The organism is Microlunatus sp. M237 (assembly GCF_056896895.1).
Genome location: NZ_JBXHBL010000002.1, coordinates 859148 through 886008, shown reverse-complemented (window position 1 = coordinate 886008; position 26861 = coordinate 859148). Strand labels below are relative to the sequence as shown.

Sequence of the window (26861 nt, the reverse complement as noted above, 5' to 3'; positions counted from 1 at the left end):
TCATGGACGTCAGACCCTGCTGAACGACCCGCCGAGCAGCGAGCTCGTCGGGCAGTCAGCCCTGTCTGTTTCCCATCGAAAGTGATCCCTTCCTTGTCCAGATTCACGCGCTCACGCCCAGACGCCACCCTTACGGCGTCACTCGCTGCGGCTTCACTGTCGGGCGGGCTCTTCCTGCCCCTGTCTCTCGTCTACTTCACGGTCGTGACCGACGTCGCACTGCCCACGCTCGGGGCCATCGTGAGTGCCAGCGTGCTCGTCGGTCTGCCGCTTCCCGTGGTGGCTGGGCTGCTGATGGACCGGGTGGGTCCGCGCCTGGTCGTCACGGTCGGGATGATCGTGCAGAGCGCCGCGTACGTGGCGTATGTGTTCGTCCGTGAACCGGTATCGATCTTCGTGGCGTCCACGATCATGGTCGCCGGGGTGCGACTGTTCTGGTCAGCGGTCTTCCCGCTGCTGGCCGACTATGCCGAGAACGACAGCACCCTCTCGATGGAGCACTGGTTCGGTGAGCTGAATGCCGCCCGCACCGTCGGCATCGTCGGCGGCGGATTGATCACCGCAGCGGTGATCTCGCTGAACCTCACCAGCGGGTATCTGGCGTTGGCGTGGGCGGCGGCGAGCTGCAACGCCGTTGCCGGCGTCCTGCTCGTCGCCACGGTCGGTCTGCAACGGCATCGATCGACCGGAGGTGATCACCTCAGCCGGGGCTATCGAATGATGGCACGGGACCGGGCGTTCGGAGCACTGCTGCTGATCAACAGCGCGTTCGCTCTGTGCATCCTCTTCGTCGGTCTTTCGCTGCCCACCCTGATCCGATCGGGCTTCGACGGTCCGGGCTGGCTCACCGCAGCGTTGCTGGTGATCAACGCGCTTCTGGTGGCGATGTTCTCCTCGCGTGGTGCGGCGGCGGCCCGTCGGTCGGCCTCGGTGAGCGTGCTCAGCACAGCATCAGTCCTGTGGTGTGTCGCCTTTGCTGTCGTCGCGGTCGCCGTCTCTCTGCCGCTGCCGGCTGCGGCCGCGCTGCTGGTGGTCGCCATCGCGCTGATGAGTGCCGCTGAGGTGCTGCACGCCCCGTCCTCCACTGCGCTCGTCAGCACGCTGGCTGGACCCGCCCGCAGTCGATATCTCGCCGTCTTCCAGTACTCCTTCGTCCTGGCCGAGCTCGCCGGCCCGGTCTTGTTCGCGACCCTGTTCGCGATGACACCGGCCCTGCCGTTCGCGGTGCTCAGCGCCATCAGCGTGGTCGCGCTCTTCGTGCTGCAGCTCTGCCGAAACCTGATGGCACGAAACGGGCACGCGGTCCGCGGGCCGGCTGGCACCGGGGGTGGCACGACTGGGTCGCGGTCAGGTCCGCGCCGGCCCCGTCGCGCAGGCAGACGTGGGACGATCATGGTTGTGTCTGAGCCAGTAGTCGTCGCTTCCCATCAGCAACGCCGTATTGGCGCCGAAGAGGTCCGCGCGCTCTATCGCCAGGAGTCGTGGTGGCCCGAGCGCGAGTCGGCGGACCTTCAGGTGATCATCGACTCCTACCCCTGCGTCGGCGCCTGGGATGGCGACCGGCTGGTGGGCTTCGCCCGGGCAGTGACGGACGGCAGGTTCCGTGCCTATGTCGAGGACGTGATCGTGGCGATAGATCATCGGGGCAGCGGGTGCGGTCGTCAGCTGCTCGACCACCTCCACCAGCAGCTGGGTGACATCGACATCGTCAGTCTCTTCTGCGGGGGCGATCTCACTCAGATGTACACCGCTGCCGGCTATGGCTTCACCCGCCAGCAGGTCGGACACCGGCAGGGTCAATCCACCGGCCGTCGCTGAACGCGCCGAGCTGAGCACTGCGTCCGCAGCCCAGCCGCGCCGAGTGCAGGCCTGCGATGTGGTTGGCTTCGGGTACGGCGCCGGCGTACCAAGCACTGGTGCGTTCTCGACCACGCGGGTCCACAGCACGCTGCGCCCGCGAGAGGCGGTGCGAATGCGACGACCCAGCGACCTGGCCCCGCCGCCCACGACAGGTCCATGGCGCTATCTGTGGTGGTTGATCACCTGCCAGCGACGGCGGGTGCTGCTCGGTGCGCTGCTCGGCACCGCGTGGACGGTCGGGCTGGCCGTGCCGCCGTATCTGCTGTCCGTGGCGATCGACCAAGGCCTGCGGACGCAGAACACGACCGCGCTGGTGTGGTGGGCTGTCCTGCTGTTGGTCGTCGGGGTGGTCATCGCCTGGCTGTCAATCCTGCGGCACCGGACGATGACCCGGGTACGGATGGATGCGGCGCATCGCACCGTGACCACCATCAACAGCCACGCGGTCCATCTCGGGGCGTCGCTGACGCGTCAGAGCCGGACCGGTGAGATCACGGCCATCGGCCTGGGGGACGCGTGGACCATCGGGCGGGCGCTGACCGCGACCGGTCCGGGGGTCGGTGCGGTCCTCGCGTACGGGGTGATCGCCGGCTTGCTGCTGCGGATCTCCCCACTGCTCGCCGTGGTGGTGCTGGCCGGCGTTCCGGTCCTCACGGTGGTCGTCGGCCCGGCCCTCTCCCGGTTGCAGAAGGTCGGTACGCCCTATCGCCAGCACCAGGGCGAGCTGACCGGTCGGATCCTCGACATCATCGGTGGTCTCGGCGTGCTCAACGGGCTCGGCGGGAAGTTGGCGTACGGCGATCGGTATCGGCAGGAGTCGCAGCAGCTGCAGCAGCAGGGATATCGGGTCGGTGCCGTCACCAGCATCATCCAGGCAATGGGTCTCGGCCTGCCGACACTGTTCCTCGCCGTGGTGGTGTGGCTGGCCGCTCGGATGGCTGTCGAGCAGACCATCACACCGGGCCAGCTGGTCGCGGTCTACGGCTACGCGGCGGTCCTGGTCGTGCCGGTGTCGTTCTTCATCGAAGCCGGGATGGATCTCAGCCGTGCCCTGGTCGCCGCCCGTCGGGTGATCAACTTCTTGGCCCTCGACCGGGACCCGCTGACGGCGGGTGGCGCCCGGATGCCGCCGACGGTCCCCGCCGACCTGCACGATCCCGTCTCCGGTCTCACGGTCGGCGCCGGGACGTTCGTCGCGGTGGCCACCGCACGGCAGGCCGACGCTATCGCCCTGCTGGATCGACTGGGTGGAATCGAGGCGTCGACGGTGACCTGGGGTGGCGTACCGCTGACTGAGCTCGACCCGGTCGCGCTGCGGCAGCAGGTGCTGGTCGCCGACAACGACGCCGACTTGTTCCGGGGCACCCTGGCCGAGGTGGTGGCCGGACGGCACGACGTCGACGACGCCACCGCCGCGGCCGCCCTGCGCGTGGCCGCGGCCGAGGACGTGGTCGCCGGGCTGCCGACCGGGCTCCGCTCCGAGGTGGACGCGCAGGGCCGCAACCTGTCCGGCGGTCAGCGCCAACGGGTCCGACTGGCACGCGCGGTGGCCGCCGAACCTGCGGTGCTGCTCGCCGCCGACCCGACCTCCGCGGTGGACGCGCACACCGAGAGCCTGGTCGCCGAGCGGTTGCACGCCGCGCGGTCGCGCCGGACCACCGTGATCACCACCACCTCGCCGCTCCTGCTCGACCGGGCCGACACCGTCTGCCTGCTCCGCGGCAGCACCGTGGTGGCGCGGGGAAGCCACCACGAGCTGCTCCGCGACCACGCCGACTATCGCGCGCTGGTCTTCCGCGGCGCCGATCCGGCCGCGGGGGCGGCCACACCATGACCACCGACACCAAGACCACCGACACCATGACCACCGACACCAGGGTGCTCCCCATCGCCGGCACCGCCGAGGTCCGCCGCGCATCCGCGGTCCTGGTCCGTGCCGACGCGGCGATGTTCGCCGCGACGTTGGTCCTCAACGTGGCCGGGCTGGTCGCTCCATGGTTGGTGGGCCGCATTCTCAACCTGGTGGGCAGCGGCGCCGGGGTGGCTGAGGTGGACAGGCTGGGCCTGTTCCTGGTGGCGGCAGCCGTCGCCCAGCTGGTGCTCGGTCGCTATGCCCGCTACATCGGGTATCGGTTCGGCGAGCGAACGGCCGCCCGGCTCCGCGAGCAGCTGACGGATCGGGTTCTTCGGTTGCCGGCCCGGACGGCGGACCGGGCCGCGCCGGGTGACCTGGCCGCCCGCGCCACCGCCGACGTGGGTCTGGTGGCGATGATCCTGCGCGACGCGGCGCCCGAGTTGCTGTTCGCGCTGATCCAGGCCGGCATCATCGTTGTTGCGGTGCTGGCGCTGTCACCGCTGCTGGGTTTGTGCGGTCTTGCCGCCCTGGCCGGGGTCGGAATCGCCCTGCGCTGGTATCTGCGCCGCGCGCGCGACGCCTACCTCGCCTCGAGCGCCGCCGCAGGCGAGGTCGCCGAGGTGTTGTCCAGTACGGCCGCCGGCGCCCGTACTGTCGAGACGCTCGGACTGCAGCAGCGACGACTGGCCGCCTGCTCGGACGCGGTGACGGCGGCGGAGCGCACCCAGGAGGCGACGTTACGGCTGCGTAGTGTGCTGTTCCCGTCCATCGACGTGGCCAATGCCGTGGCCGTGACCGCGGTGCTGCTGGTCGGCAGCCTGCTGCACTTCCAGGGGGCCGTGTCCCTGGGCACCGTGGTGGCGTCGGTGCTCTACCTGCGGCAGCTGTCCGGTCCCCTTGACACCCTCTTGATCTGGGTCGAGACACTGCAGAGCGGCTCGGCCTCCTTCGCCCGCGTCGAAGGGCTGGCTGGCGCCCTGGCCGAACCGCGTCCCGCGTCGGACACGGGAGCTGGGCCGGCGGCGGGACGCGGGCCGCGCGACGAGCGGATCGAGCTGGCCGAGGTGCACTATGCCTATGCCGCCGCTGACGTGCTGCACGGAGTCTCGCTGGCGATCGAGCCGGGGGAGCGGCTGGCCGTGGTCGGGCCGTCCGGCGCCGGCAAGACCACCCTCGGCCGGCTGATCGCCGGCATCGAGCGGCCACGGACCGGCACGATCACCGTGGGCGGTGTGTCGGTGGCCGACCTGCCGCCCGAGATACGTCGAGAACACGTGGTGCTGGTCACCCAGGAACACCACGTCTTCGACGACTCACTCCGCAACAACCTCGCGTTGGCCGCTCCGAGCGCGAACGACGACGAGCTGCTCGCGGCTCTGCGGGTGGTCGGCGGCGACTGGGTGGCCGAGCTGCCCGACGGGCTGGACACGGTGCTCGGCGGACCGCACCGCCTCGACGGTGCGCAGGCGCAACAGCTGGCCCTGGCCCGGGTGCTGCTGGCGAACCCGCACACCCTGGTGCTGGACGAGGCGACGGCGCTGCTGGACCCGGCGACGGCGCGCCGAGCGGAGCACGCGCTGGCTGCCACCTTGGCCGGTCGCACCGTGATCGGCGTGGCGCACCGGCTGCAGACCGCGCGGGACGCCGACCGGATCGCCGTGCTCGAGGCCGGTACGGTCACCGAGCTGGGCTCGCACGACGATCTGCTCGCCGCGGACGGAGCGTACGCGGGGTTGTGGCGATCCTGGAGCGGGCAGTCGGAACCCGGACCGCAGGCCGCTGACCCCCGTCCGGATCGCTGACGCCGCAGTCTCGCTCGTTATCCGTCGCGCCAGTGGGCGAGCATGCCCAACGTCCAGCTGGAGCTGCTGGCTGACGACCGGTAGTAGAAGGCGATGGTCTTGAAGCCGGTGAAACCTTCGTACCAGTCGAAGTTGCAGGTCACCTCGGTTCCCTGCCCGTGGAGATTGGTGCAGGTGTAGGTATACACCCTGTCGTTGCGCCGCATGGTGACGACGCCCTTGACTCCGCGCCCGTCACGGCAGCTGTCGCGGACGGTGACGTAGTCGCCCGACAGGGTGACCCAGGTGCTGCCGCGGGTGCCGCCCCAGGATCCGCACTGCTTCACCCAGCCACTGCTGACCGGGCCGACATCGATCTTCTTGCTGGCGGCAGCCTGCGGGCTGTTCACCACCGTGGCCACCGTGATCATGGCCAGCATCGCGACGAACGTGAAGAGGCGTCTCATGAAGCCACGATGGACGGCGGCACCAGCGGCGTCAAGAGCTTCGGCGCAGCAGAATCGCGTCGCCTGCCGGTCGCTTCCGGGGTGGCGGTCGTATCGGCCCGGTCGCGATCATTCCGGCCGCCCTGCTGACCCGGCGAACCGCTACATTCCTTCTTCCGCAACCACCGAAGGAGTACCCATGGGTCGCAGGCTCTTGACCATGATCGCCGGCCTCGCCGCTACGGCGGCTCTGGCGCTGACCGGCTGTGCCGGCGAGGACGGCGCTGGCCAGCCGGCCGCCGAGCAACCGGCACAGACCCAGCAGGCGCCGTCGACCGAGGCCAGCGCCGGCACACCCAGCGCGGGGACATCCAGCGCCAGCGAGTCGGCGGCACCGACGGACGGCGACGCGAAGCCGGCGAAGGCGGACATCGTTGACGGCCTGACCTCTTTCTACATTCAGAACCAGGGACTGGCGAAGGACAAGGCGGAGAAGTTCGCCAAGTGCATGGTCGACCAGATGTATGACGGCGCCTCCGCCCAGACGCTGGCAGCGATGCGGGACGGCGACCCCACCAAGATCAACGCCGACGACGCGTCGATGTTCGCCACGGCCGGAGTGGCCTGCGCCGACGCCTTGAAATGAGCACCCATCCCGGCGTCTCCAACACACCGAGCTCGCCCGCAACACGCCAGCTGCGCTGCGCCTACCTGTCAGCTGGCTCGTGCTGCTGCTCACTCAGAACGCCGCACGGGGCGCCCTGCCCAGCTGCGCGCGGCCACCGATTCCGCAGTCCTGGGCGGTGAGTACGACGGTCACGGTGGTTTCGGCGAGGTGCGCGGCCACCCGAAGCTGGTCACCTCCAGCGCGGCCTCCCATGACCAAGCCGTTTTGCAGCGGCTGTGGGTGGTCTCCGAGGAGCTCACCGGGTGACGTACCTTCGCGGCGAATGGCTGAAGGGCCAGCGGGCGCGACTAGGCGACGACGAGGTGCTGGCGACCGTCGATCTGCTCGGTGACGATGTCGAGGTGTCCCGCGTGGGTGGCGGTCTCGACGAGCACTCGCAGTACGCAGTCGCGGGCTGCTGCGAACGGGGGGAAGGGAAAGACGTCGTGCGGCGGCCACCAGCGGGGTGGGGCGTCCAGATCCGCGTCGGCGAGCAGGGTGTCGCTATCCGCCGACTGGCGGCGGTAGTTGGCCAGCGCTGCCGCGCCGGAGGTGACTGGCACCTTCCAGCCGTCACGGATCGCCGCGATGCAGGCAGGGTCCCCGCTGAGGATCGCGCCGATCCAGAAGAGCTCATCGTCGTAGGCGAGATGGTTGACCAACTGTGCGACGGACCATCCTGACGGTGCGACCGGTCGGGTCAGATCCTGCTCGCCGAGGCCCTCGACCGCGGCCAGAACATGTCGTCGTTCCGCGTCGAGGCGGTCGAGAAGCGCTGAACGTTCGCCGGTCATGCCGGCAGCCTATGTCCCTCTGGCCGTGCAGGGTCTCCGCTCCCGCCCGCGGAGAGCCTGCGTCGCGAAACTAGCGGGCCAAGAAAGTCAGCAGGGCCTCGTTGACCTCGGCGGCATGGGTCCACAGCAGCCCGTGCGGGGCGCCGTCGATCTCCACGTACTCCGCACTCGGCAGCGCCTTGGCGAACTCACGCCCGGTGGCGTCGATGGGCAAGATGTTGTCGGCGGTGCCGTGGACGATGAGTGCGGGGACGTCGATCTTGGGAATGTCGGCGCGGAAGTCGGTGAGCCAGGTCGGCTGCGCGGCCACCGAGGCGGTGGGGCCGGCGCTGGCGGCCAGGTTCCAGCTCGCGTCGACGACTTCCTGGCTCAGTCGGGGCGTACCGAGGAACGTGTCGGTGTTGTAGAAGTTCTTGTAGAACTCGGTGAAGAAGGCGTAGCGGTCGGCGGTCACCGCCTCCAGCAGCCCGTCGAACACCGTCTGGGGTACGCCGGTGGGGTTGTCGTCGGTCTGCAGCAGGTAGGGCTGGAGCGACCCGAGGAAGGCAGCCTTGGCGACGCGGGCCGAGCCGTACGTGCCGAGGTAACGGCCGACCTCGCCGGTGCCCATCGAGAACCCGACCAGGACCACGTCGGACAGGTCCAAGGTGGTGAGCACGGTGTTGAGGTCGGCGGCGAAGGTGTCATAGTCGTAGCCGATCGTCGGCTTGCTCGAGCGACCGAAGCCGCGGCGGTCGTAGGTGATCACGCGGTAGCCGGCACCCAGGAGTGCCGTCGTCTGCTTCTCCCAGGAGGATCCGTCCAGCGGATACCCGTGGATCAGGACCACTGCCTGGCCGGTGCCGTGGTCCTCGTAGTAGAGATCGATGTCGGTGCGATTCTCGGTGCCGACGGTGATGAATGCCATGAGCTGTCCCCTCGTCCGGGAGAACCCGTGTTCTCCAGGCACCACGGTAGAGAACCCGTGGCCGACGGGTCGTCCGGTGGCCGGAACTGTCAGTGCCGCGTGCGACCGTGGCGTCATGGACCATCTCACCAACGAGCAGATCTTCGACGCGGACCTTGCCGACTGGCGCAAGCTGGCGCAGGCGCTGCACGCCCGTTATCGCGTGCCGGACGCCCACACGGCTGCGGCCTTCGTGACTGCGGTGACCGCCCTTCCCGAAGCCGATGCTCACCAGCCGGACCTCCGACTGACCAGTGGCATCGTCGACGTCTCGGTGTGCACCCGCGAGGCCGGGTTGTGGGTGACACAGGTCGATGTCGACCTGGCCCGGCGGATCAGTGACGTGGCCAGGGAGCAGGGACTGGTGGCTGAGCCGGGCGCCGTCACGCAGCTGGAGCTCGCGCTCGACACGGCCGATGAGGACACCGTCGCTCCGTTCTGGTCCGCCCTGCTCACTGGTGACGCTGACAACCGCGTCCACGACACCGTCTTCGACCCGACCGGGCGGGTGCCCAGTCTGTGGTTCCAGGGCACCGAGCCGCATCAGCCGCCGCGGCAGCGCTGGCACTTCGACCTGTGGCTCGCAGCCGAGGTGGCTGACGAACGGATCGCTGCGGCGGTCGCCGCCGGCGGCACCGTCGTCGATGCCGACCAGGCGCCGACATTCACCGTCCTGGCCGACCCCGAGGGCAATCGTGTCTGCGTCTGCACCGCCGTGGGCCGCTGACGTGGTTCGGAGGCTGCGACTCCGGCACCGCCGGTCGACGATAGCGTCGGGGCAACGACCAACCAACGATGCGAGACCAGGACGGTGCCGATGCAGGAGGACGTGACCCACCCGAGTGCCGCGTCCGACCCCGCCGGCGCGCCGGCGATCGACGCGGCTCACCTGGAACGGCAGCGCGCCTGGAGCCGCGAGACGTTCGGGCCCGGACCGAGGACCCATGGGGTGTTGGACCACATCCGCAAGGAGCTGGCGGAGATCGAACAGGACCCGCGGGACCTGACCGAGTGGGTCGACGTGATCATCTTGGCGCTCGACGGTGCGTGGCGGGCCGGCTGGGAACCGGAGGAGATCATCGCCGCCATTCGAGCGAAGCAGGCCCGCAACGAAGCGCGGACCTGGCCGGACTGGCGCACGGCGTCCCCGGACCATGCGATGGAGCATCTGGCCGAGGCGGAGGGCTACGGCCACCGTCCCTGAGGTCCGCCAGAACCCCTAGGGAGTGTGCTGGGCGTACCAGGTTGCCAGTTCGGTCAGACCTTCGTCGAGCGACACCCGCGGCGTCCAGTGCAGCGCGGCGCGGGTCTGTCGCTGATCGAACCAGTGGGCAGTGGAGAGCTGCTCGGCCAGGAAGCGGGTCAGCGGTGGGTGCTCATCGGCCGCGGCGGTGATGCGGGTGACCACCGGCCACACCGTTTCGACCACGCTGCCCGCAGCCAGTCCTACGACGGTGGGCAGGTGGCGTGACGGCGGCGTCACGCCGGCGGCACGGCAGATGTCGCCGATCAGCTCGGCGATCGGTCGCGGTTCACCGTTGGAGACAACGAGCGCCCGTCCGGCGGCACTCGGCGCGTGGTCGACTGCGGCGACCAGGGCGTCGACGGCGTTGGCGACATAGGTGCTGTCAACCAGCGCCGCACCCGATCCGAGCACCGGCAGCCGGCCCGAGCGCGCTCGCTCCACGATCCGACCGATCAGCTGGGTGTCGCCGGGCCCCCACACCAGGTGTGGGCGGATCGCCACCACGGCCAGGTCGGGCCCGTCGGCGGCCAGAGCCAATCGCTCCGAGATCGCCTTGCTGCGGGCGTAGTGGCCACGGGCCCGGTCGGGATCCGCCGGGCCGGCACCCACCCCGACCAGGGAGGATCCGCCGTGGGCCACCGACGGAGAAGAGACCTGGACCAGTCGCCCGACTCCGTGGGTGCGGCAGGCATCGATGATCGACTGCGTGCCGGCCACATTGACGCGCTCGTAGTCCGACCAGTGGCCGACGATGTCCACCTTCGCGGCCAGGTGCGCCACGGCGTCGTGGCCGGCGACAGCGGTGGACACCGCTGCGGCGTCGGCCACATCGGCGAGGACCTCAGCCAGACCGAGGCCACTGGGACGCCGCTGCAGGACGGTGACCTGGTCGCCGCGCTCGGCCAGAGCTCGGGCGACGCCGGCGCCGAGGAGTCCGCTGGCCCCGGTGACGAGCACCTTCACGGTCGACCCACCCGGCGGCCGGCCAGCACCCGGTCCGCCCAGCGGGACACCGCTGCCCGGTCGACCTTGGAGGCATGGCGGATGTCGACCGGCAACGCGGCGGTGGTCAGCACGGCGGCCACCGGCAGCCCGGCCGCGGCTCGGACCGCCGCTGCGAGCTCGGGGGTGGCCAGCACCGTCGAGCGGCGCAGCTGCGCCTCCGGTACGACCACGACCACCAGCTGCTGGGTGCCGGCGGGTCCGACCCCGACCGCCGCGGCGGCGCGTACCTCGGGCAGCTCCTCGACCCGCTGCTCGACCGCGACCGGGGTGACGGGGCCGTCGGCGGTGGTGATCACGTGCACCAGCCGGCCCTCCACCCAGACCCGTCCGGCATCGTCGAAGTGTCCGACGTCACCGGTCCGATGCCAGCCGGGAGTGCGAGAGCTCGACCGCTCGGTGGCCCAGAGCCGGTCGTAGCGGTCCTTGACGTGGGCGGCCGACACGCACAGCTCGCCGGTCACCCCCGGTCGGTCGGTCAGCTCGCCGTCGGCCACGCCGGTGCCGGACAGCGGACTGACCTGTAGTCGTATCCCGGGCAACGCCCGCCCGACGCACACCCCGTTGCCGGGACCGGCCGCCGCCACTTCGGTCAGCGTGACGTCGGCCACCGGCATCGCCTCGGTCATCCCGTAGGGAGTGTGGACCTCGGCGTTCGGCGCGAGTTCCTGCACGGCCCGGAGCAGCGACACCGGTACGGGTGCACCGGCCGACATGACCAGGCGTACGCCGGCCAGCGCAGTCCGATGCTCGTCGGTCAGGTCGGCGCGGGTGGCGACCACGTTGCGCAGCGCGGCCGGCGAGGCGAAGACCACCGTGGCCTGCACGGCGACCACCGCGTCCGCGAGCGCGGCTGCGGTCAGCGTGGCCGGCGCGGTGACGTCCATGTCGGGGACGGCGGCGGCGACACCGAGCGCGGGGCCATACAGCGCGAACGGGGCGAAGGCGGCGACGAAGCGGTCGTCGGGGCCGAAGCCGTAGCCCGAACGGATCTGCCCGAGCTGCGCCTGCAGCTGCTCGAAGCGGTAGACCACGCCCTTGGCCGGCCCGGTGGCCCCGGAGGTGAACAGCACAGCGGCCTCATCGGTCGGCGCCGGACCGGCGGGCAGCGCTGCGCCGCGGCCACGCTCGGTGAGCTCGGCCAGGGTGTGAGGACCGCCGAAGGCGCGGCGGATTGACGCCGGCAGCGTGCCGGCGACGATGCGCTGACCGGGAACCCGGAGGGCGGTGATGGCGGCCAGACCCTTGGGGATCGCGATCACATGGTCGGGACGAGCGCCACGCAGGGCCCGGCCCATGGCGGTGAGGCCGAGGCCGGCGTCCGCTACGACGACGACCGCGCCGATCCGCCAGCAGGCGTACACCGCGACGGTGAGGTCGATCCCGGGCGGGACGAGGAGGGCGACGCGTTGTCCCGCGCGGACACCGGCGGCGGCCAAGCCGGCGGCGAGGTCGCGGACCCGGCGGTCCAGCTCGGCGAAGCTGATCCGGACGGGCTCGGCGCCCGCGGTGAGCTCGACCACCGCAACGGCGGAGTCGTCACGGCGGGCCGTGGTCGCCAGCCACAGCGGTACATCGCGCTGGTCGGCGGCCGTCGACAACGGTGTGGGTCGGGTCACGGCTGGCCGAGGGTCGTAGGTGTGGTCGAGAATCCAACGCCAGGTGTCGGCTGCCGCCTGCGGAGCGTCCTCGGTGACCAGGTGGGATGCGCCGGCGTAGCGATGCACGTCGGCCTGCGGCAGCCGCTGCAGCAGGTCGTGCAGATACCGCTCGGTGAACACCGGATCACGCGGCCCCCACAGCAGCAACGCGGGCACGTCGAGTCCTTCGACGCCGGCGGCGATGGCATCCAGCACTGCGCGGCTGGGGTGGTCGGCCTCCAAGGGGATGTCAGCGACGAAGTCACCGACGGCCTGACGCTGCTCGGCGTCGGCGTACGGGGCGGCGAAGGCGTCGCGGACCGCGCGGGACAGGGCCGGCCGGGAGAGTGCCGTGGTGGCGCGGACGAACGTCGGGGTTGTGACGCAGGCGGTCGTCCGCAGCGCCGGGTTGCGGGCCAGGCGGATGAGCCCCGGAAGAGCGGAGTCGGCGGGCTGGAAGACGGCGGTGTTCGTCAGTACCACCCCGGCCAGCTGCTCGCGGTGGGCCAGCGCCCAGCCGAGCGAGATGATCCCGCCCCAGTCGTGGGCGATGGTGACCACCGGACCGGTCAGGCCCAGGGCGTCGGTGAGCACACCGAGGTCGTCGACTCGTTGGCCCAGCGTCCGGGGCGCGGCGGTCCGGTCCGACCAGCCCATGCCCAGCTGGTCGACGGCGACCACGCGCCAGCCGGCCGGGGCCTCGGCCAGGAAGCGACGCCACAGATAGGACCAGGTCGGGTTGCCGTGCACGCAGAGCAGCGTCCGCGCGGGCAGGTCGCCGCTATGCCCGGCGTGGGTGTCGAGCAGGTGCCAGGTGCGCCGTACGCCCTCGCTGTCGGTCGCGGTGACCAGGCGGGACCAGCGCGGATCGATGCCGGGCATCGTCGACAGCCGGTCCGGCAGGGACCGGGGGGGTGCGGCAGTCACCAAGCGATCTCTGCGTAGGAGGTGTTCAGTCCCGAGCCGATGCCCAGCAACAGCACCCGCTCGCCGGGGGCGAACCGGTCCAGATGGCGGGCGAGGGTGAACGGCACGGCGGCCGGGCCCATGTTGCCGAACTCGGGCAGGGTGAGGGGGAACATCGACTCGTCCACCCCGAGCACCTTGCACAGGCCGCGGATGTGAACCACCGACGTCTGGTGGGCGACGATGTGGTCCAAGCCGGCCCAGTCGAAGTCCTCGGCTGCGTCTTTCCAGGTGTCGACGGCCAGCGCCAGTCCGGCCTCGAACAGCTTCTTGGTGTCGGTCCGCATCCGGGTGAGGTCGCCGACACACAGGTCGTGGTGCTCGGTGCCCGCTCGGCTGACGCCGCCGATGACCCGATGGCCCTCGGGGTGGCGGTCGGCGCGACCGAGCACCATGGCGGCGGCGCCCGATCCGAGGGTGAGGGTGGCGAAGTCGGCCCGGAGGTCGTCGGCGGTGGCGGCCTCACCGGCCAGCCGCTCCAGGGTCACCTCCTGGGTATGGCGCGATCCCTCGGCGTCGACGATGAGGGCGTAGTCGGCCTGACCGGCGTCGATCATCGTGCCGACGAGCTGGATGGCGTTGACGAAGCCGAGGCAGGCGTTGGCCAGGTCGAAGTTCAGGCAGCTGGTGGGCAGCCCGAGCTGGTGGTGCACCGCCACGGCCGAGGACGGCTCGAGGTAGGCGCGCGACACCGAGCTGTTGATCATGATGCCGATCTGGGACGGGTCGATCCCGGCCTCGGCGAGGGCCTTGGCGCCAGCCATCGCGGCAGCATCGGCGAAGCTGACATCCTCGGGCCACCATCGGCGCTCGCGTACGCCGGCCAGCTGCTCGAGCATCCCCGAGCGCATCCCGGTGCGCTCGTAGGTGGCTGCCAGCCGCTCGTCGAAGGACGCGGAGGTGGCCACGATCGGCGCCTCCACCCCAGCCACCGACAAGATGGCCACGTTGCTGTGCCGATAGGTCGCATTGCCGCTCATGAGAATCCCTTTACCCCAGGGCACGCCGTCGCACCCACCTGTCGACGTGCGCTCGTGACCCGGTTGTTGCCAAAATGCGGGACCACTATGTCACGCTCGGTTCAAACCACTCTGGACAGACTACGAGCCGATCCAAGTGTGCGGTGCCCGCTCCAGCGTTCCGGGGCCGCCGTCGGCCGGCCCTGCGCCAAGACCTCACTCGGCCCATGGACTGCGAGATTTCCAAGGTGAGACGGCCATCGACGACACCCCGCCGCCTACGACGACTCCACCGGCGACCCGGGCGCACTGCTGCCGATCGGATGGTGGCCGTCGGAGCCTCAGGAGCGGCGCGCGGCCTTGCGAGCGGCGTACGCGGCCTTGCGACGGTCGCGCTCCTCCCGCATCTGGCGCTTGGGATCGCGGTCGTCGTCCAGCGTCGCCGGGCCGTAGATGTGCATCAGCGCGTACTCCACCCGCCAACCGATGCGCCACGGCCAGGAGTAGCCCTCACCGCGGGGGACTCGACGGCTCATCCGGACTCCTCATTGTTCGTGCATTGATCGTTAGCCTCTTAGTTTAGGCGGGTGACGGCGGCCGAAGCAGCGAGCCCGCCGCCGTGACCCGCTGCTGGAGTGGCTCGAGATAGCCGGGTGCCGGTGCCGACCGGCGCTGACCAGTTCTGGAAGCCCGCCGTACGCTGGCAGGTGCCGCGCCTCATGAGGACGCACGCCGCTCAGACGAAAGGCCCCACCGTGCCCGAACGGGTGACTGCATGACAGTGAGCATCCGATCGATCGAGACCGCCGTGCCGGCTACCGCGATGCAACAGGCTGACATCCGGGACCTGTTCGCCGGGCAGCCGAACATCACCCGGCTCGGTCGTCGGCTCATCGGCGCCGTCTTCGACGCCTCCGCCATCGAGACCCGCTACACGGTGATCGACGAGCTGGCCGCCACGGCGGTCGCGGACCCTGATCGGGCCGCGGTCTTCTATGACGCGGGGGAGAAGGCCATCGTCAGCTCGGCCACCGGGGCCCGGAACGACGTGTACGTCGAGCGTTCACCGGCCCTGTTCGTGTCCGCCGCCGAGCAGGCGGTGCGGGCCGCCCCCGGCATCGAGGCGGCTGACATCACCCACGTCATCACCGTCTCCTGCACCGGGTTCTTCGCCCCGGGCCCGGACCACCTCGTCGTCCGCGCTCTCGGGTTGAGCCCGGCCACCCAGCGCTTCCACCTCGGCTTCATGGGCTGTTATGGCGCCTTTCCGGCCCTGCGCGTCGCGACGTCGTTCTGTCGCAGCGAACCGGAGGCCGTCGTGCTCATCGTCTGCGCCGAACTCTGCACCTTGCACCTGCGCTCCGCCAACGACGCCGACACGATCGTCGCCTCCTCGGTGTTCGCCGACGGTGCTGCGGCGGCGGTGGTCTCCGCCCGGGCCGTACCGGCGGGGACGCCTGTGATCGAGGTCGACGCGATGGAGACCGTGCTGACTCCCAACGGCCAGACCGACATGGCGTGGAAGATCGGCGACGCCGGCTTCGAGATGGTGCTCAGCAGCTATGTCCCTCGGATCATCGAAGAGCACATTCGGTCGGCTCTGACCCCGCTGCTCGCCGCCGACCCGGCGCTGAGCGGGCAGCCGTACGGCGCCATCGACCGCTGGGCCATTCATCCGGGCGGTCGCAGCATCCTCGACCGGGTGCAGCACGAGCTGGCGCTGAGCGATGAGCAGCTGGCACCCTCGCGTGAGGTGCTGCGCCGCTTCGGCAACATGTCGAGCGCCACCGTGTTGTTCATTCTCCGAACGCTCCTGCACGACGCTGCGAGCCCTTCCACGCAGCGCATCGCTGCGAGCCCCTCCACGCAGCGCATTGCTGCGATGGCCTTCGGCCCCGGGCTGACGGTGGAGTCGGCGCTGCTGACCCGCCGGGTCACCGCGTGAGGGTCCCACTCGCCGTCCGGGACCGGGACGCCCGCGAGCTAATGGACGACCCCGACTGCGATCCGGACGCACTGCGGCGGACGTACGCCCAGTTCCGGCTGGTGAACGCTCTGGTCGCCGGCTGGCGCGGCGTGTACACCGCCCGGTTGCGTCCGCTGTTGTCGGCGGCGACGCCGACCACCGTGCTTGACGTCGGGTCCGGCGGCGGCGACGTGGCCCGGTCGCTGGCCCGCTGGGCGCGGCGCGACGGGCTGCGCCTGGAGGTCGTCGGTCTCGACCCGGACGAGCGCGCCCACGCGTACGCCTCGGCCCAGCCACCGGTGCCGGGAGTCAGCTTCCGATGTGCCACCAGTCGCGAGCTGGTGGCCGAGGGACGAACGTACGACGTGGTGGTGTCCAACCACGTGCTGCACCATCTCGACGACGCCGAGCTGGCCGGACTGCTGCGCGACAGCGAGCGGCTGGCGCGCCGGCTGGTGGTGCACAGCGATCTGGCCCGCAGCGCGGCGGCCTACGCGGGGTACTCGGTGGCCAGTCGGGTCTTCGGAGGGGGCTCGTTCGTCCGCTACGACGGGCTGCTGTCCATCCGCCGCAGCTATCGAGCGGCGGAGCTGGCTGCCGTCGCCGGCCGGGGGTGGCAGGTCGAGCGGCGCCACCCCGCCCGCCTCCTGCTGCTGCGGGCCGGCGACGGGGGCGCTAGCGTCGCGGCATGAGAACCGCCGCTCCCGTTGCCCTGGTCACAGCCGCCACCGCCGGCTACCTGGCCAACTGTGCCCTCGGCGCCAGCGTTGCCGCCCGGCTGGTGGACACCTCTGGGATGCACTGGGTGCACCACGCGCTCTATGTCACCACGGCGACGCTGACCGGTGCCGCGCTGACCTCGCTGCTGTGGAGCCGTAGCCGGGTGGCCCGACCGCTGCTGCCCACCGTCGTGCCGCTGGCGCTGATCCCGTACGTCGGCACGCACACTGGCCGTCACCCGATGGTGGCGTTGTCGGCGGCACCGTTCTTCGTCACCGCGCTGGTCAAGGCCTGGAGGTAGACCATGGAGTTCCTCGACGTCGTCCGTCGACGCAAGACCACCAACGGTCCGTTCCTGCCCGATCCCGTCAGCGAGGAGCACCAACGGCTGCTGATGGAGGTGGCGGGCCGCGCCCCGTCGCAGCTCAACAGTCAGCCGTGGCGGTTCGTGATCGTCGAGGAGCGGCCCACCATCGAGGCGATCGCCACCATCAGCGGCGAAAGCATGACCGAGGCGATGTCGAACGGCACCTTCTTCGAGCGCTACAAGCCGTACTTCCGCTTCAGCGCCAAGGAGATGGAGACCCGGCGCGACGGGATGCTGTTCGACAAGCTGCCGGCACCACTGCGGCCGTTCACCAACCAGGTGTTCACCGCCCGAGGCCAGAAGCTGATGAACCGGCTACGGGTGCCGCAGACCCTCGGGGAGGAGAACCGCAAGCTGGTCGCCGGATCGCCGCTGCTGCTGGGGGTGATGCTGGACCGCAACGAGTATCGCCCTGGCGAGCTGTCGTCGTTCTACTCGGTGTTCAGCATGGGCGCGGCGATGGAGAACGTCTGGCTGACGACCGTCGAGATCGGCATGGGGATCCAGTTCGTGTCCTTCCCGATGGAGGTGCCGGGCAACTGGGAGCGGATCGAGAAGCTCCTCGCGGTGCCCGACGACTTGGAGCTGATGGCGGTCTATCGGCTCGGTTATCTGCCCGAGGAGCAGCGCCGACCGGCCATCGACTGGTCCAGTCACCAGCGCAAGCTGCCGTCGCAGTACGTCTTCCGTGGCACCTGCGCCACTGCGCAGACCGGCTGGGACTCCCCGGCCGGTTGACGCACGACCCCCACGGCGAAGGAGCCGACGTTGAGCCGCACCACCCTCGACGACCTGCGGGCCGGGTTCGCCGATCCGCCACCCGACTGCAGGCCCCGGATGCGGTGGTGGTGGTTCGGTCCGGAGGTCCAGCCCGCCGACCTCGACCGCCAGCTCACCGCGATGGCCGCGGCCGGAATCGGCGGGGTGGAGGTGTCCTACGTCTATCCACTTGGCGAGGGCAGCCCTCGACTGCTGTCGGCGGAGTTCGGCGAGCGGCTGCGGTATGCCGCGGAGCGGGCGGCCGAGCTCGGGTTGCAGCTGGACCTCACCCTCGGCAGCGGCTGGTCCTTCGGGGGTCCCCACATCGGTGCCGAGCATGCCGCCCGCCGCCTGCACTGGGACCGCCGCGAGATCGGTCCCAACGCCTTGGACGTCCCTGTGGTGGCACCCTTCCCGGGCGACGAGCTGGTCGCCGCCTTCGTCGGCCCCGGCACGGTGCAGGAGCCGCCGGACGACTGCAGTCCGCTCCCGGTCGTGGACGGCACGATCCGGGTGCCGGTCGGGGTCGGTCCGCGGCAGGTGCTGCTGGCATACGCGCAGCTGACCGGGCAGAACGTGAAGCGAGCGGCCGCCGGCGCCGAGGGTCCGGTGCTCGACCACTACAGCCGGGCGGCCACTGAGCACCACCTGCGGGTGGTGGGGGACGCGTTGCTGGCCGCGGTCCCGGCTGAGTTGGTGGGGTCGGTGTTCTGCGACAGCCTCGAGGTCTACGGCGCCAACTGGACTCCGGCGCTGCCGGCGGAGTTCGAGCGCCGCCGCGGCTATCCGCTGTCCCCGAGGCTGTACCAGCTGGTCGTCGACGCGCCAGGATCGGACCAGCTGCGCCGCGACTACTACCGCACCCTGATCGAGCTGTACGAGCAGAACTTCGTCGCCGTCGTCCAGCGCTGGGCGGCCGGACACGGTGTCGCCTTCCGAATCCAGGGATACGGGGTCCCGCCCGCCACCGTCAGCAGCTATCGGTTCGCCGACCGCTTCGAGGGGGAGGGGTGGGGCTGGACCGAGATCACCCAGACCCGCTGGGCCTCCTCGGCTGCGCACCTCTACGGCCGCGACGTGGTCTCCTCGGAGGTGTGGACCTGGGTCCACTCGCCATCGTTTCGGGCCACCCCGCTGGACCTCAAGGGCGAGGCGCACGAGCACCTGCTGTCCGGGGTCAACCAGCTGGTCGGCCACGGCTGGCCGTACTCACCGGCGGATGCGCCCGGGCTGGGCTGGTTCTTCTACGCCGCCGGAGCGTTGGACGACCGCAACCCGTGGTGGCCTGCGATGCCGCAGCTCACGGCGTACCTCACCCGGCTGTGCTGGCTGATGCGCCAGGGGTCGCACGTGGCCGACGTCAGCCTCTACCTCCCCGCCGACGACATCTTTCCCGGCCTCGGTCCCGAGGTCGGCGGGTCGCTCGACCTGTGGCGGGAGACGCGGCGCCAGGTCGGGCCCGACATCCCCCGGCTGCTGCGCCAGGGTGGCTGGGACTACGACCTCGTCGATGACGACGCGGTCATGCAGGGTGCGATTGCGCCGGCCCCGGTGGTGGTGCTGCCCTTCGTCACTGCCGTCCCCGCGGCGACGCAGGAGTGGCTGGACGCCCTGGCGGACGCCGGCGGGACGGTGATCGCCGTCGGACCAGCAGATCTTGACGTCAGCGCGCTGCCGGCGGCGCTGAGCCGGGTCGTCGCTCCTGACGTCCGGCTCGAACCGGCCTCGGCAGATCTCGGCGTGCTGCATCGCCGCATCGACGGCGAGCAGCCGACCGACCTCTATCTGGTGGTCAACACCGGCGGCGCCAAGCAGTCGGTCGCCGTCCACCCACGTGAACCGCGCGCCGGGTTCGAGGAGTGGGACGCCGGCACCGGCATGGTCCGCCGGTCGGGGACGGCACGGGACGCTATCCCGATCGAGCTCGACGCCTACCAGGCCACCGTGCTGATCCTGTCCGACGCCATCACCGACGCGGGCGCGGCCACGGCGGCGCCGGCTGCAGCCGGGGCACTCGGGCCCGACCGCGTCGTGGTCCTGGACGGCGGCTGGCGGGTGCGGTTCGCGGCCGAACCGGCGGTCGCCGTGTCGTTGCCGCACCGGTGGGAGGACGACCCGGCCCGGGCGGGGTTCGCCGGCGCCGCCACCTACACGACGACGTTCGAGTCCGCGGCGGGAGCGGAGCGGGTGCTGCTCGACCTCGGTCCGGTGGCAGCGACCTCGGCGGGCACGGCTGACACCGACGGCATCCGGGGCAGCTCGTATCGCGTCCAGGTGACGCCGCCCGTGGGCGAGGTGGCCGTGGTGTCGGTCAACGGGGTGGAGTGTGGGGTGGCGTGGCAACCGCCGTACGTCGTCGAGCTCACCTCGGCGGTACGGACGGGGGCCAACGAGCTGGAGGTCACGGTGCACAACACCGCCGCCAACGCACTGGCCCAGGACACGGTCGTCGGCGAGCTGGTTGAGCGCAGCGTGCGGCGCTACGGGCGACGGTTCCGGATGCAGGAGCTGGACCGGGCCGGGGACGGCGTCGCCTCGGGGCTGCTCTGCGTACCGGTGCTGCGCTGGCGCCCAGGGAGCTGATCAGCCGCCGCCCACCGGCGCGTCCGCAGGCTCGCTCGCCGCGCTCGTGGTCGGCGCACTCGCGGATGGTCTCGAGCTCGTCGGCTTCCCCGCGGGCGGCGTCGTGGGGTCCGGTCCCGGGCCCGCCGTGCTGGATGCGGTCGGTGTCGGAGGACGGGTCGTCGTGCTCGTGGCGGACGGGCGGGGCGTGGCGGTCGTGGGCGCGGTGGTCGTGGGATCAGCTGTCGGGGTGGGGCTCGGCGTCGCCGACGCCTTCGCGTCCGGTGTCGATGTCGCCGTTTTGTCATCGGTCGACGTGTTGCTCCGTGTCGTGGACGGCTCGGGCGCGGACCGCGTCGTCGGCCCGAGCACCAGAAGCACCACGGTGTCCACGCTGACCGTGACCCCCTCGGCCGGCGATACGCCGACCACGATGGCGTCGTCGTCGGCCTCCCCGGGGCGGCCGTTCTGCTGCCGCTCATGCTTGTCGAAGCCGGCCTTCTCCAGCAGCTTCTCGGCGCGCTCCACCGAGGTGCCCCGCAGCCCGGCCGGGACGGTGCCGGTCCGTACGCCGGAACCGAAGGTCACCCGGACGGTCGTGCCCCGCTCGGCGGTCTGCCCGGCCTCCGGGCTCTGGCTCGTCACCACGTCGTCGTCCGCAGGCTCGTTCAGTCGCTCGATCGTGAGCTCGGTCTCACTGAGCACCTTCGCTGCGTCTCGGGGCGAGTGGCCGATCACCAGCGGCACCAGCACCGTCCGCGCCGAAGCCTGTCCGGGCGCCCAGACCTGCGCGGTGATGAGGGAGCCGAGGGCCACCACGGCCGAGATGAACAGGGCAGCCAGCAGTGCCCGACCGCGCCGGCGCTTCGGTCCGGGGCGTACGTCGAGGGCCTGGGTGGTTGGGAGTGCCGTGGGTGGCTGCGAGCCTGAGTCGTCCGGCAGTGGGACCGGGCGGGTGACTGCGGTGGTGGGCAGGACCGGTTGGGTGACTGCGGTGGCGGGCGGGACCGGCGCGGTCGGGCGCGCAGCGATGACCGTCTGGTCGCTCACCAAGCCGGCCGCGGACGCTGCGTCGACGACGCCCGCCACGTCGACAGCGGCGATAGCGGTCCGCATGGCGCCAGCCGTAGCGAACCGGTGGTCCGGGTCCTTCGCCATGGCGGTCAGGATGACGGCGTCCACCCCGGCCGGCAGCTCCGGCCGCAGCGAAGACGGGGGCACTGGAGCCTCACGGACGTGCTGATAGGCGACGCTGATGGCCGAGTCGCCGACGAACGGCGCGCGGCCGGTGACCAGCTCGTAGAGCAGACAGCCGACGGAATAGAGATCGCTCCGGATGTCGACCGCCCTGCCGCTGGCCTGCTCCGGCGACAGATAGCTGGCGGTGCCGATGACGGCTGCGGTCTGAGTCAGCCGGGTCGCGGCATCGGTGACGGTCCTGGCGATGCCGAAGTCCACCACCTTCACCTGCCCGTTGGAGCTGACCATGATGTTGGCGGGCTTCACGTCACGGTGGATGAGACCACGGGAGTGAGCGTGGGCGAGGGCGGCCAGCACCCCGTCGACCAGGCGCAGGGCCTCTGCAGCCGGCAACCGCCCGCGCCGCTCCAGCACCTCACGCAAGGTCGGGCCGTCCACCAGCTCCATCACCAGGTACGGAAGGCTCAGGCCGCTCGCGTCGACCTCCGCGCCCGTGTCGTACACGGCAGCGATGGCGGGATGGCTCAGCCCGGCCGAGGTCTGGGCCTCACGGGAGAAGCGCTCCTGCGCGACCGGATCAAGGGCCAGCGCGGGGGAGAGCCGCTTGATGGCGACGACCCGGCCCAGTCGCAGGTCGTCGGCTGACCACACCTCGGCCATGCCCCCGTTGCCCAGCCGTGAGCGGAGCCGATAGCGCTCGCCGATCACATACTCGGGTTCGGTCATGACAGACACTTTCTGGCCAGGTCGTGCGTGGAGCGTCGAAATTGGGGCGGGGACCCAGCGGCGGGCCGTCCGCGGATCGGGTCCGGGGCGCGGCAGGCGTCAAGGCACGTGTCCTGACTTCCTGGCCGACGGTACGGCTGTGATTACAGTGTAAAGCAACGGTCGGCCGGCGGATCTCGCTCGAACCGCCGCCCCGGGGTTTGGGAGGCTGCACCCCGGGCGCGGAATCGTTGCGATGCAGCTCGATCGTTGCCCAGTACGGAGGCAGACACCCATGGACAAGCGCGACTTCTGGGCAGCGATTCATGCGGAGAGATTCCGCCTGATCGATGCGCTGTCGTCGTTGGACACCGAGCGCTGGCGAGAACCGACGCTGTGCGGTGACTGGTCGGTGTCCCAGGTCGTGGCGCATCTGAGCGCAGCGGCCACCACGGGAACGGGAGCCTGGCTGCGCAGCATCGTGCTGGCGGGGTTCAACTCGAAGCTGCACAATGAGCGCCGGCTGAGCAGATACCTCGGGGCCGCACCGGAAGAAACGCTGGCGATGTTTCGGGCAGCTGCCGACAAGACGGTGTCGCCGACCAAGCACTACGCGGCGATGCTGGGCGAAGTCATCGTCCACGGCCAAGACATCGCCCGCCCCGCCGGCCTGGAGCTGGTGCCCGATCCGTCAGGTGTGCAGGAGGTCGCGCGCTTCTTCGCGACGCGCGACTTCGCGGTCAACAGCAAGAGCCTGGTGAGCGGCCTCACGCTGAAAGCCGGCGATTCGTCCTTCGAAGCGGGCCAGGGTCCGGCCGTACGAGGAAAGCAGCTCGACCTGGTCATGGCGATGGCGGGACGACCTGCGTACCTCGCATCGCTGCACGGCGACGGGGTGGCCGAGCTCGAACAGCGGCTGGCGCGCCAGACCGCCTGAGGAGTCGGCGATCGTTCCAGACCTGCGTGAGGAACAGCTGACGATCCACCGGACCGCCCCGCTGACCTAGGCGGACGACACCGGATCGCCGCCGACGGATACCGCTGTGTTCGGCTTCCAGCCCAGCGCCGGTGCCACGTGCTCCGCGATCGACTCCAGCAGATGGGCGTTGTAGGCCACCCCGAGTTGATTGGGGACCGTGATCAGCAGGGTGTCCGCCTCGCGGACGGCGGCGTCGCGGGCCAGTTCCTCGGCGAGCACATCCGGTTCGCCGACATAGCTGCGGCCGAACCGGCTGCGGACGCCGTCGAGCAGGCCGACCTGATCCTCATCCGCCGAGCCGCCGAAGTAGTGCCGGTCCTCGTCGGTGACCAGCGGGATGATGCTGCGGCTGACCGAGACCCGCGGCGTGCGCGACCACCCGGCCGCCTGGAACGCATCGCGGAAGATGGCGATCTGCTCCGCTTGGAGGTCGCCGAACGGCACGCCGGTGTCCTCGCTGAGCAGGGTCGAGCTCTGCAGGTTGTAGCCCTGCTCGCCGGCCCAGCGGGCAGTGTCGCGGGTGCCCGACCCCCACCAGATGCGCTCGCTGAGCCCGGGTGATTGTGGCTGCACCGGAACCAGGCCACTCGACCCGGTCATGGTCGGATTCGCCGGTGCGACCTTCGCCCCGCTGGCTACCGCCCGGAAGACGCGCGCTCGCTCGCGGGCATCGTCAGCTTCGGAGACGCCCTCGGGTGGCTGGAGGCCGAACACCCGAGCGCCGTTCAGCACCGTCTCGGGCGATCCCCGGCTGACGCCGAGCTGGAGCCGGCCGCCACTGATCAGGTCCGCGACCGCCGCCTGCTCGGCCATGGCGTACGGGTTCTCATAGCGCAGGTCGATCACGCCGGTCCCCAGCTCGATCCGGCTGGTTCGAGCGGCCATCGCCGCCAACAGCGGGAAGGGCGTTGAGGATTGACGGGCGAAGTGGTGCACCCGCACGTACGCCCCGTCGATGCCGATCTCCTCGGCGGCGACCGCCAGCTCGATCGTCTGGCGCAGGGCGTCGGCGGCCGTGGGCGTGGCGGAGCCGGGGACGCGACCCCAATGGCCGAAGGACAAGAACCCGATGGACTTCATGGTCATTCCAGCACCGGGTTGCGGGCCGCTATTCCGCGGCCCGCCTGCCCGGGCTGGCTGCTCAGGTCTCGCGGGTCTTCGGCGAGCTGTCGAAGGTGCGGGCCGGGTCGCGCTCGACCGTGTCGCCGAGCACCTCGTCGATCCGGGTCAGCACGTCGGCCGACAGCTTGACTCCGGCGGCGCCGACGTTGTCCTGCACCTGCTCCGGCCGCGACGCCCCGATGATGGCCGTGGCCACATTCGGGTTCTGCAGCGTCCAGGCGATGGCCAGTTGCGCCATCGACAGGCCGAGGTCGGCGGCGATCGGCTTCAGCTCCTGCACCCGGGTGAGGGTGTCGTCATTCATGAACCGCTTGATGGCGTTGGCCCCGCCCGCCTGGTCGGTGGCTCGCGACCCCTCGGGCGGGGTCTGGCCGGGCAGATACTTGCCGGTCAGCACGCCCTGGGCGATCGGCGACCAGACGACCTGGCTCAGGCCGAGCTCGGTGGAGACCGGCACGACCTCGCCCTCGATGACCCGCCACAGCATGGAGTACTGCGGCTGGTTGGAGATGAGCTGGACGCCGAGCTCGGTGGCGAGCGCGTGTCCGGCCCGGATCTGGTCCGCGGTCCACTCGCTGACCCCGATATAGAGCACCTTGCCGGCGCGAACCACATCGGCGAAGGCCTGCATGGTCTCTTCGAGCGGGGTCTCATAGTCGTAGCGGTGGGCCTGGTAGAGGTCGACGTAGTCGGTCTGCAGCCGGGTCAGTGAGCCGTTGATCGACTCGAGGATGTGCTTGCGGGACAGGCCCGAGTCGTTGGGGCCCTTCGGCCCGGTGGGGCCGAACACCTTGGTGAAGATCTCGACCGACTCGCGGCGGGTGCCCTTCAGCGCTTCGCCGAGGACGGTCTCGGCCTTCGTGTTGGCGTAGACGTCGGCGGTGTCGAAGGTGGTGATGCCGGCGTCCAGCGAGGCGTGCACGCACGAGGTGGCGATGTCGTTCTCCACCTGGGAGCCGTGCGTCAGCCAGTTGCCGTAGGTGATCTCAGAGATCTTGAGTCCGGAGTTGCCCAGATAGCGAAAGTCCATCTGCCCTTTATAGACGCTAGGTCTGACGTCGGTCCCAGTCGGGGTCCCCCTGGGCGACAGACTGGTCGGCCCGTGGCGGCTCCGACGGTGGGCGACGGGCGGGAAAGCCGAACTGAGTCCGCACCCCGGGCGAGAAGAGCACCGAGTCCGGGGCGCGCCCCGCCAGCTGGGGGAAGCCGGCCGTGGCCAGCAGGGTGTCGTCGAGCTCGAGCAGCTCGGCTGTCAGCAACGGCCAGCGCGGATGGATGTTGGGCAGGAAGAACGTACGCCCGAGGCGGCGGGTGTGCAGTCCCCACCGGGCGGTGAGGAAGTCGGCCAACGGGTCGTCGTGGACCTCGGTGCTGCCGACCCGCACCACGGCCCGGGTCCGGGCGTCGCGGGGGCCCGGCCACCGGCGGCGGCTCTGATAGGTCAGCAGGTCCTCCTGCCGCTCGATCCGCATCCGGGCCCAGGTGTAGTTCAGCCCCAGCGTCCAGCGGGCGCCGAGGACGAACAGCAGCCGGGACGCCTCCAGGGAGCAGAACACCACACCGCGCCGGCCGGCCGCATCGACCGCGTACAGCCGCACGTTGGTCTCCGGGAACGATCCGACCCAGGGCAGCGGTGGGCCGGAACCGAACCGGGCCCGGGTCAGCTCGAACGGGATCAGTCCCACCCAGCTCGAGCCGTCGTACGTGTCGGGTCGGGTGCCGGCGGGCAGCAGCGGCGCCACCGCCGCCGGGTCCACCCGCCAGTGCAGGAAGCTGAGGTCGTGCCATTCCTGGTCCAAAGCGACCCGCCCGGCCAGTGCAGGAGCGGTGCTGGATACCGGCTGGACCGGGTACGCCGGGTCAGTGTTCACCTGGCCGAGCCTAGGTCCAGCGTTGCGGTTTGGTCTCGGCCCGCAGGCCTTTGCCGGGACCGACGACGGCGCAGCGTTTCGGTTTGGTCTCGGCCCGCAGCGGCGTCGGGGCGAACCTATAGTCGGCAATGGCAGGCGTCGGGGCGTCGTCACCTCTGTATCCGAGGAGCAGCTGTGCTCCTCCCGGCGGGACGGAACTTCAGATGCCTAGGCGAGCCACTCGACGCACCGCAATGGCGGCAACCAACCTCTCTGCCACGGGCCCGGCGGCGAACCCCTCCGCTGCGGTGGAGGCCGTCACTCCTGGTGCCGCCGAGCGCACCAGCCCGCCGGCCGTCCTCGACGCCGCCGGGAACGACGGGTCGTGGTGGTTGTTGCTGGTGCCCGCGACGTTCTGCCTGGCCCTGGTGATCTACATCGCGCTGTTCCCCTTCTGAGCCGTGGCGGG

The 26861-nt window shown here is 70.8% G+C and carries 24 protein-coding genes; 13 read left to right on the top strand and 11 right to left on the bottom strand.

Features of this window, described 5'->3' with window-relative positions; genetic code table 11:
* The first annotated feature begins 204 nt into the window (after positions 1-204).
* From AC1XX3_RS10420 to AC1XX3_RS10410, 3 genes are all read left to right on the top strand, one after another.
* Positions 205-1818 carry an MFS transporter gene (locus AC1XX3_RS10420; RefSeq protein ID WP_483321019.1) on the top strand — a complete coding sequence of 538 codons (1614 nt, stop codon included), beginning with the start codon at positions 205-207 and terminating at the stop codon, positions 1816-1818.
* Between the two features lie 154 nt (positions 1819-1972).
* Entirely contained in the window at positions 1973-3694 is a 1722-nt protein-coding gene (locus tag AC1XX3_RS10415; RefSeq protein ID WP_483321018.1) for an ABC transporter transmembrane domain-containing protein, read from the top strand.
* A complete protein-coding gene (locus AC1XX3_RS10410; RefSeq protein ID WP_483321017.1) occupies positions 3691-5517 on the top strand; it encodes an ABC transporter ATP-binding protein in 1827 nt (608 codons plus the stop codon). Before AC1XX3_RS10415 ends, AC1XX3_RS10410 begins: the two co-directional genes overlap by 4 nt.
* 17 nt (positions 5518-5534) lie before the next feature.
* On the opposite strand, the gene AC1XX3_RS10405 is transcribed toward AC1XX3_RS10410, so the two are convergent.
* Positions 5535-5963: a hypothetical protein gene (locus AC1XX3_RS10405; RefSeq protein WP_483321016.1), complete on the bottom strand. Its 429-nt coding sequence runs from the start codon at positions 5961-5963 to the stop codon at positions 5535-5537.
* 178 nt (positions 5964-6141) lie between these two features.
* Here AC1XX3_RS10405 and AC1XX3_RS10400 point away from each other — a divergent pair, with 178 nt between their 5' ends.
* Complete coding sequence (locus AC1XX3_RS10400) at positions 6142-6588, top strand: hypothetical protein (RefSeq protein WP_483321015.1); 447 nt, start codon at positions 6142-6144, stop codon at positions 6586-6588.
* Positions 6589-6917: 329 nt separating this feature from the next.
* Here the strand turns inward: AC1XX3_RS10400 and AC1XX3_RS10395 are convergent, their stop codons facing one another.
* Together AC1XX3_RS10395 and AC1XX3_RS10390 are read right to left on the bottom strand one after the other, a co-directional pair.
* Complete coding sequence (locus AC1XX3_RS10395) at positions 6918-7403, bottom strand: mycothiol transferase (protein ID WP_483321014.1); 486 nt, start codon at positions 7401-7403, stop codon at positions 6918-6920.
* A gap of 70 nt (positions 7404-7473) precedes the next feature.
* A complete protein-coding gene (locus AC1XX3_RS10390; RefSeq protein ID WP_483321013.1) occupies positions 7474-8310 on the bottom strand; it encodes an alpha/beta fold hydrolase in 837 nt (278 codons plus the stop codon).
* 115 nt (positions 8311-8425) lie between these two features.
* Between AC1XX3_RS10390 and AC1XX3_RS10385 the strand changes: the two genes are divergently transcribed.
* A complete protein-coding gene (locus AC1XX3_RS10385; protein ID WP_483321012.1) occupies positions 8426-9076 on the top strand; it encodes a VOC family protein in 651 nt (216 codons plus the stop codon).
* 90 nt (positions 9077-9166) lie between these two features.
* Positions 9167-9553, top strand: a complete 387-nt coding sequence (locus AC1XX3_RS10380) for a dATP/dGTP pyrophosphohydrolase domain-containing protein (RefSeq protein WP_483321011.1) — start codon at positions 9167-9169, stop codon at positions 9551-9553.
* A 15-nt stretch (positions 9554-9568) separates the two neighbouring features.
* On the opposite strand, the gene AC1XX3_RS10375 is transcribed toward AC1XX3_RS10380, so the two are convergent.
* The 4 genes from AC1XX3_RS10375 to AC1XX3_RS10360 all read right to left on the bottom strand — a co-directional run bounded on the left by AC1XX3_RS10375 (position 9569) and on the right by AC1XX3_RS10360 (position 14698).
* Positions 9569-10558 (bottom strand): NAD-dependent epimerase/dehydratase family protein, encoded by a 990-nt coding sequence (locus AC1XX3_RS10375; RefSeq protein ID WP_483321010.1) that lies wholly within the window; start codon positions 10556-10558, stop codon positions 9569-9571.
* Complete coding sequence (locus AC1XX3_RS10370) at positions 10555-13164, bottom strand: alpha/beta fold hydrolase (RefSeq protein ID WP_483321009.1); 2610 nt, start codon at positions 13162-13164, stop codon at positions 10555-10557. Before AC1XX3_RS10370 ends, AC1XX3_RS10375 begins: the two co-directional genes overlap by 4 nt.
* Positions 13161-14183: a 3-oxoacyl-ACP synthase III gene (locus AC1XX3_RS10365; protein WP_483321008.1), complete on the bottom strand. Its 1023-nt coding sequence runs from the start codon at positions 14181-14183 to the stop codon at positions 13161-13163. The genes AC1XX3_RS10370 and AC1XX3_RS10365 overlap by 4 nt, the downstream gene beginning before the upstream one ends.
* A 320-nt stretch (positions 14184-14503) precedes the next feature.
* Positions 14504-14698: a hypothetical protein gene (locus tag AC1XX3_RS10360; RefSeq protein WP_483321007.1), complete on the bottom strand. Its 195-nt coding sequence runs from the start codon at positions 14696-14698 to the stop codon at positions 14504-14506.
* Positions 14699-14937: 239 nt separating this feature from the next.
* Here AC1XX3_RS10360 and AC1XX3_RS10355 point away from each other — a divergent pair, with 239 nt between their 5' ends.
* Genes AC1XX3_RS10355 through AC1XX3_RS10335 form a run of 5 tightly spaced genes read left to right on the top strand, consistent with a single transcriptional unit; the run spans position 14938 to position 20557 of the window.
* Positions 14938-16107: a type III polyketide synthase gene (locus AC1XX3_RS10355; protein WP_483321006.1), complete on the top strand. Its 1170-nt coding sequence runs from the start codon at positions 14938-14940 to the stop codon at positions 16105-16107.
* Positions 16104-16820, top strand: coding sequence for a class I SAM-dependent methyltransferase (locus tag AC1XX3_RS10350; protein WP_483321005.1), 717 nt, complete (start codon positions 16104-16106; stop codon positions 16818-16820). The genes AC1XX3_RS10355 and AC1XX3_RS10350 overlap by 4 nt, the downstream gene beginning before the upstream one ends.
* Positions 16817-17149 (top strand): hypothetical protein, encoded by a 333-nt coding sequence (locus tag AC1XX3_RS10345; protein WP_483321004.1) that lies wholly within the window; start codon positions 16817-16819, stop codon positions 17147-17149. The genes AC1XX3_RS10350 and AC1XX3_RS10345 overlap by 4 nt, the downstream gene beginning before the upstream one ends.
* Before the next feature lie 3 nt (positions 17150-17152).
* Entirely contained in the window at positions 17153-17953 is an 801-nt protein-coding gene (locus tag AC1XX3_RS10340) for a nitroreductase family protein (RefSeq protein ID WP_483321003.1), read from the top strand.
* A 30-nt stretch (positions 17954-17983) separates the two neighbouring features.
* Positions 17984-20557 (top strand): glycosyl hydrolase, encoded by a 2574-nt coding sequence (locus AC1XX3_RS10335; protein ID WP_483321002.1) that lies wholly within the window; start codon positions 17984-17986, stop codon positions 20555-20557.
* Here AC1XX3_RS10335 and pknB read toward each other — a convergent pair whose 3' ends face one another.
* Positions 20558-22462 (bottom strand): Stk1 family PASTA domain-containing Ser/Thr kinase, encoded by a 1905-nt coding sequence (gene pknB, locus AC1XX3_RS10330; protein WP_483321001.1) that lies wholly within the window; start codon positions 22460-22462, stop codon positions 20558-20560.
* A 274-nt stretch (positions 22463-22736) separates the two neighbouring features.
* On the opposite strand from pknB, the gene AC1XX3_RS10325 reads away from it, so the two are divergent.
* Positions 22737-23378 (top strand): maleylpyruvate isomerase family mycothiol-dependent enzyme, encoded by a 642-nt coding sequence (locus AC1XX3_RS10325; RefSeq protein WP_483321000.1) that lies wholly within the window; start codon positions 22737-22739, stop codon positions 23376-23378.
* 66 nt (positions 23379-23444) lie between these two features.
* Here AC1XX3_RS10325 and AC1XX3_RS10320 read toward each other — a convergent pair whose 3' ends face one another.
* From AC1XX3_RS10320 to AC1XX3_RS10310, 3 genes are read right to left on the bottom strand one after another with little or no spacing between them, the layout of a single operon-like run.
* The gene (locus AC1XX3_RS10320; RefSeq protein WP_483320999.1) at positions 23445-24506 is read right to left on the bottom strand and encodes an LLM class flavin-dependent oxidoreductase; all 1062 of its coding nucleotides are present in this window, start codon (positions 24504-24506) and stop codon (positions 23445-23447) included.
* A 55-nt stretch (positions 24507-24561) separates the two neighbouring features.
* Entirely contained in the window at positions 24562-25572 is a 1011-nt protein-coding gene (locus AC1XX3_RS10315; protein WP_483320998.1) for an aldo/keto reductase family protein, read from the bottom strand.
* Between the two features lie 16 nt (positions 25573-25588).
* On the bottom strand, positions 25589-26413 hold the full coding sequence (locus AC1XX3_RS10310) for a YqjF family protein (RefSeq protein ID WP_483320997.1): 825 nt from the start codon (positions 26411-26413) through the stop codon (positions 25589-25591).
* 233 nt (positions 26414-26646) lie between these two features.
* On the opposite strand from AC1XX3_RS10310, the gene AC1XX3_RS10305 reads away from it, so the two are divergent.
* A complete protein-coding gene (locus AC1XX3_RS10305) occupies positions 26647-26850 on the top strand; it encodes a hypothetical protein (RefSeq protein WP_483320996.1) in 204 nt (67 codons plus the stop codon).
* Positions 26851-26861: the final 11 nt, after the last annotated feature.

Bases quoted from the DNA above. Each gene is read 5' to 3' on its own strand.
- AC1XX3_RS10305 (WP_483320996.1), top strand. From the start codon at position 26,647: ATGGCGGCAACCAACCTCTCTGCCACGGGCCCGGCGGCGAACCCCTCC.
- AC1XX3_RS10410 (WP_483321017.1), top strand. From the start codon at position 3,691: ATGACCACCGACACCAAGACCACCGACACCATGACCACCGACACCAGG.
- AC1XX3_RS10395 (WP_483321014.1), bottom strand. From the start codon at position 7,403: ATGACCGGCGAACGTTCAGCGCTTCTCGACCGCCTCGACGCGGAACGA.
- AC1XX3_RS10415 (WP_483321018.1), top strand. From the start codon at position 1,973: ATGCGACGACCCAGCGACCTGGCCCCGCCGCCCACGACAGGTCCATGG.
- AC1XX3_RS10360 (WP_483321007.1), bottom strand. From the start codon at position 14,698: ATGAGCCGTCGAGTCCCCCGCGGTGAGGGCTACTCCTGGCCGTGGCGC.
- AC1XX3_RS10320 (WP_483320999.1), bottom strand. From the start codon at position 24,506: ATGACCATGAAGTCCATCGGGTTCTTGTCCTTCGGCCATTGGGGTCGC.
- AC1XX3_RS10380 (WP_483321011.1), top strand. From the start codon at position 9,167: ATGCAGGAGGACGTGACCCACCCGAGTGCCGCGTCCGACCCCGCCGGC.
- AC1XX3_RS10405 (WP_483321016.1), bottom strand. From the start codon at position 5,963: ATGAGACGCCTCTTCACGTTCGTCGCGATGCTGGCCATGATCACGGTG.
- pknB (WP_483321001.1), bottom strand. From the start codon at position 22,462: ATGACCGAACCCGAGTATGTGATCGGCGAGCGCTATCGGCTCCGCTCA.
- AC1XX3_RS10315 (WP_483320998.1), bottom strand. From the start codon at position 25,572: ATGGACTTTCGCTATCTGGGCAACTCCGGACTCAAGATCTCTGAGATC.
- AC1XX3_RS10385 (WP_483321012.1), top strand. From the start codon at position 8,426: ATGGACCATCTCACCAACGAGCAGATCTTCGACGCGGACCTTGCCGAC.
- AC1XX3_RS10390 (WP_483321013.1), bottom strand. From the start codon at position 8,310: ATGGCATTCATCACCGTCGGCACCGAGAATCGCACCGACATCGATCTC.
- AC1XX3_RS10355 (WP_483321006.1), top strand. From the start codon at position 14,938: ATGACAGTGAGCATCCGATCGATCGAGACCGCCGTGCCGGCTACCGCG.
- AC1XX3_RS10345 (WP_483321004.1), top strand. From the start codon at position 16,817: ATGAGAACCGCCGCTCCCGTTGCCCTGGTCACAGCCGCCACCGCCGGC.
- AC1XX3_RS10340 (WP_483321003.1), top strand. From the start codon at position 17,153: ATGGAGTTCCTCGACGTCGTCCGTCGACGCAAGACCACCAACGGTCCG.
- AC1XX3_RS10400 (WP_483321015.1), top strand. From the start codon at position 6,142: ATGGGTCGCAGGCTCTTGACCATGATCGCCGGCCTCGCCGCTACGGCG.
- AC1XX3_RS10365 (WP_483321008.1), bottom strand. From the start codon at position 14,183: ATGAGCGGCAATGCGACCTATCGGCACAGCAACGTGGCCATCTTGTCG.
- AC1XX3_RS10325 (WP_483321000.1), top strand. From the start codon at position 22,737: ATGGACAAGCGCGACTTCTGGGCAGCGATTCATGCGGAGAGATTCCGC.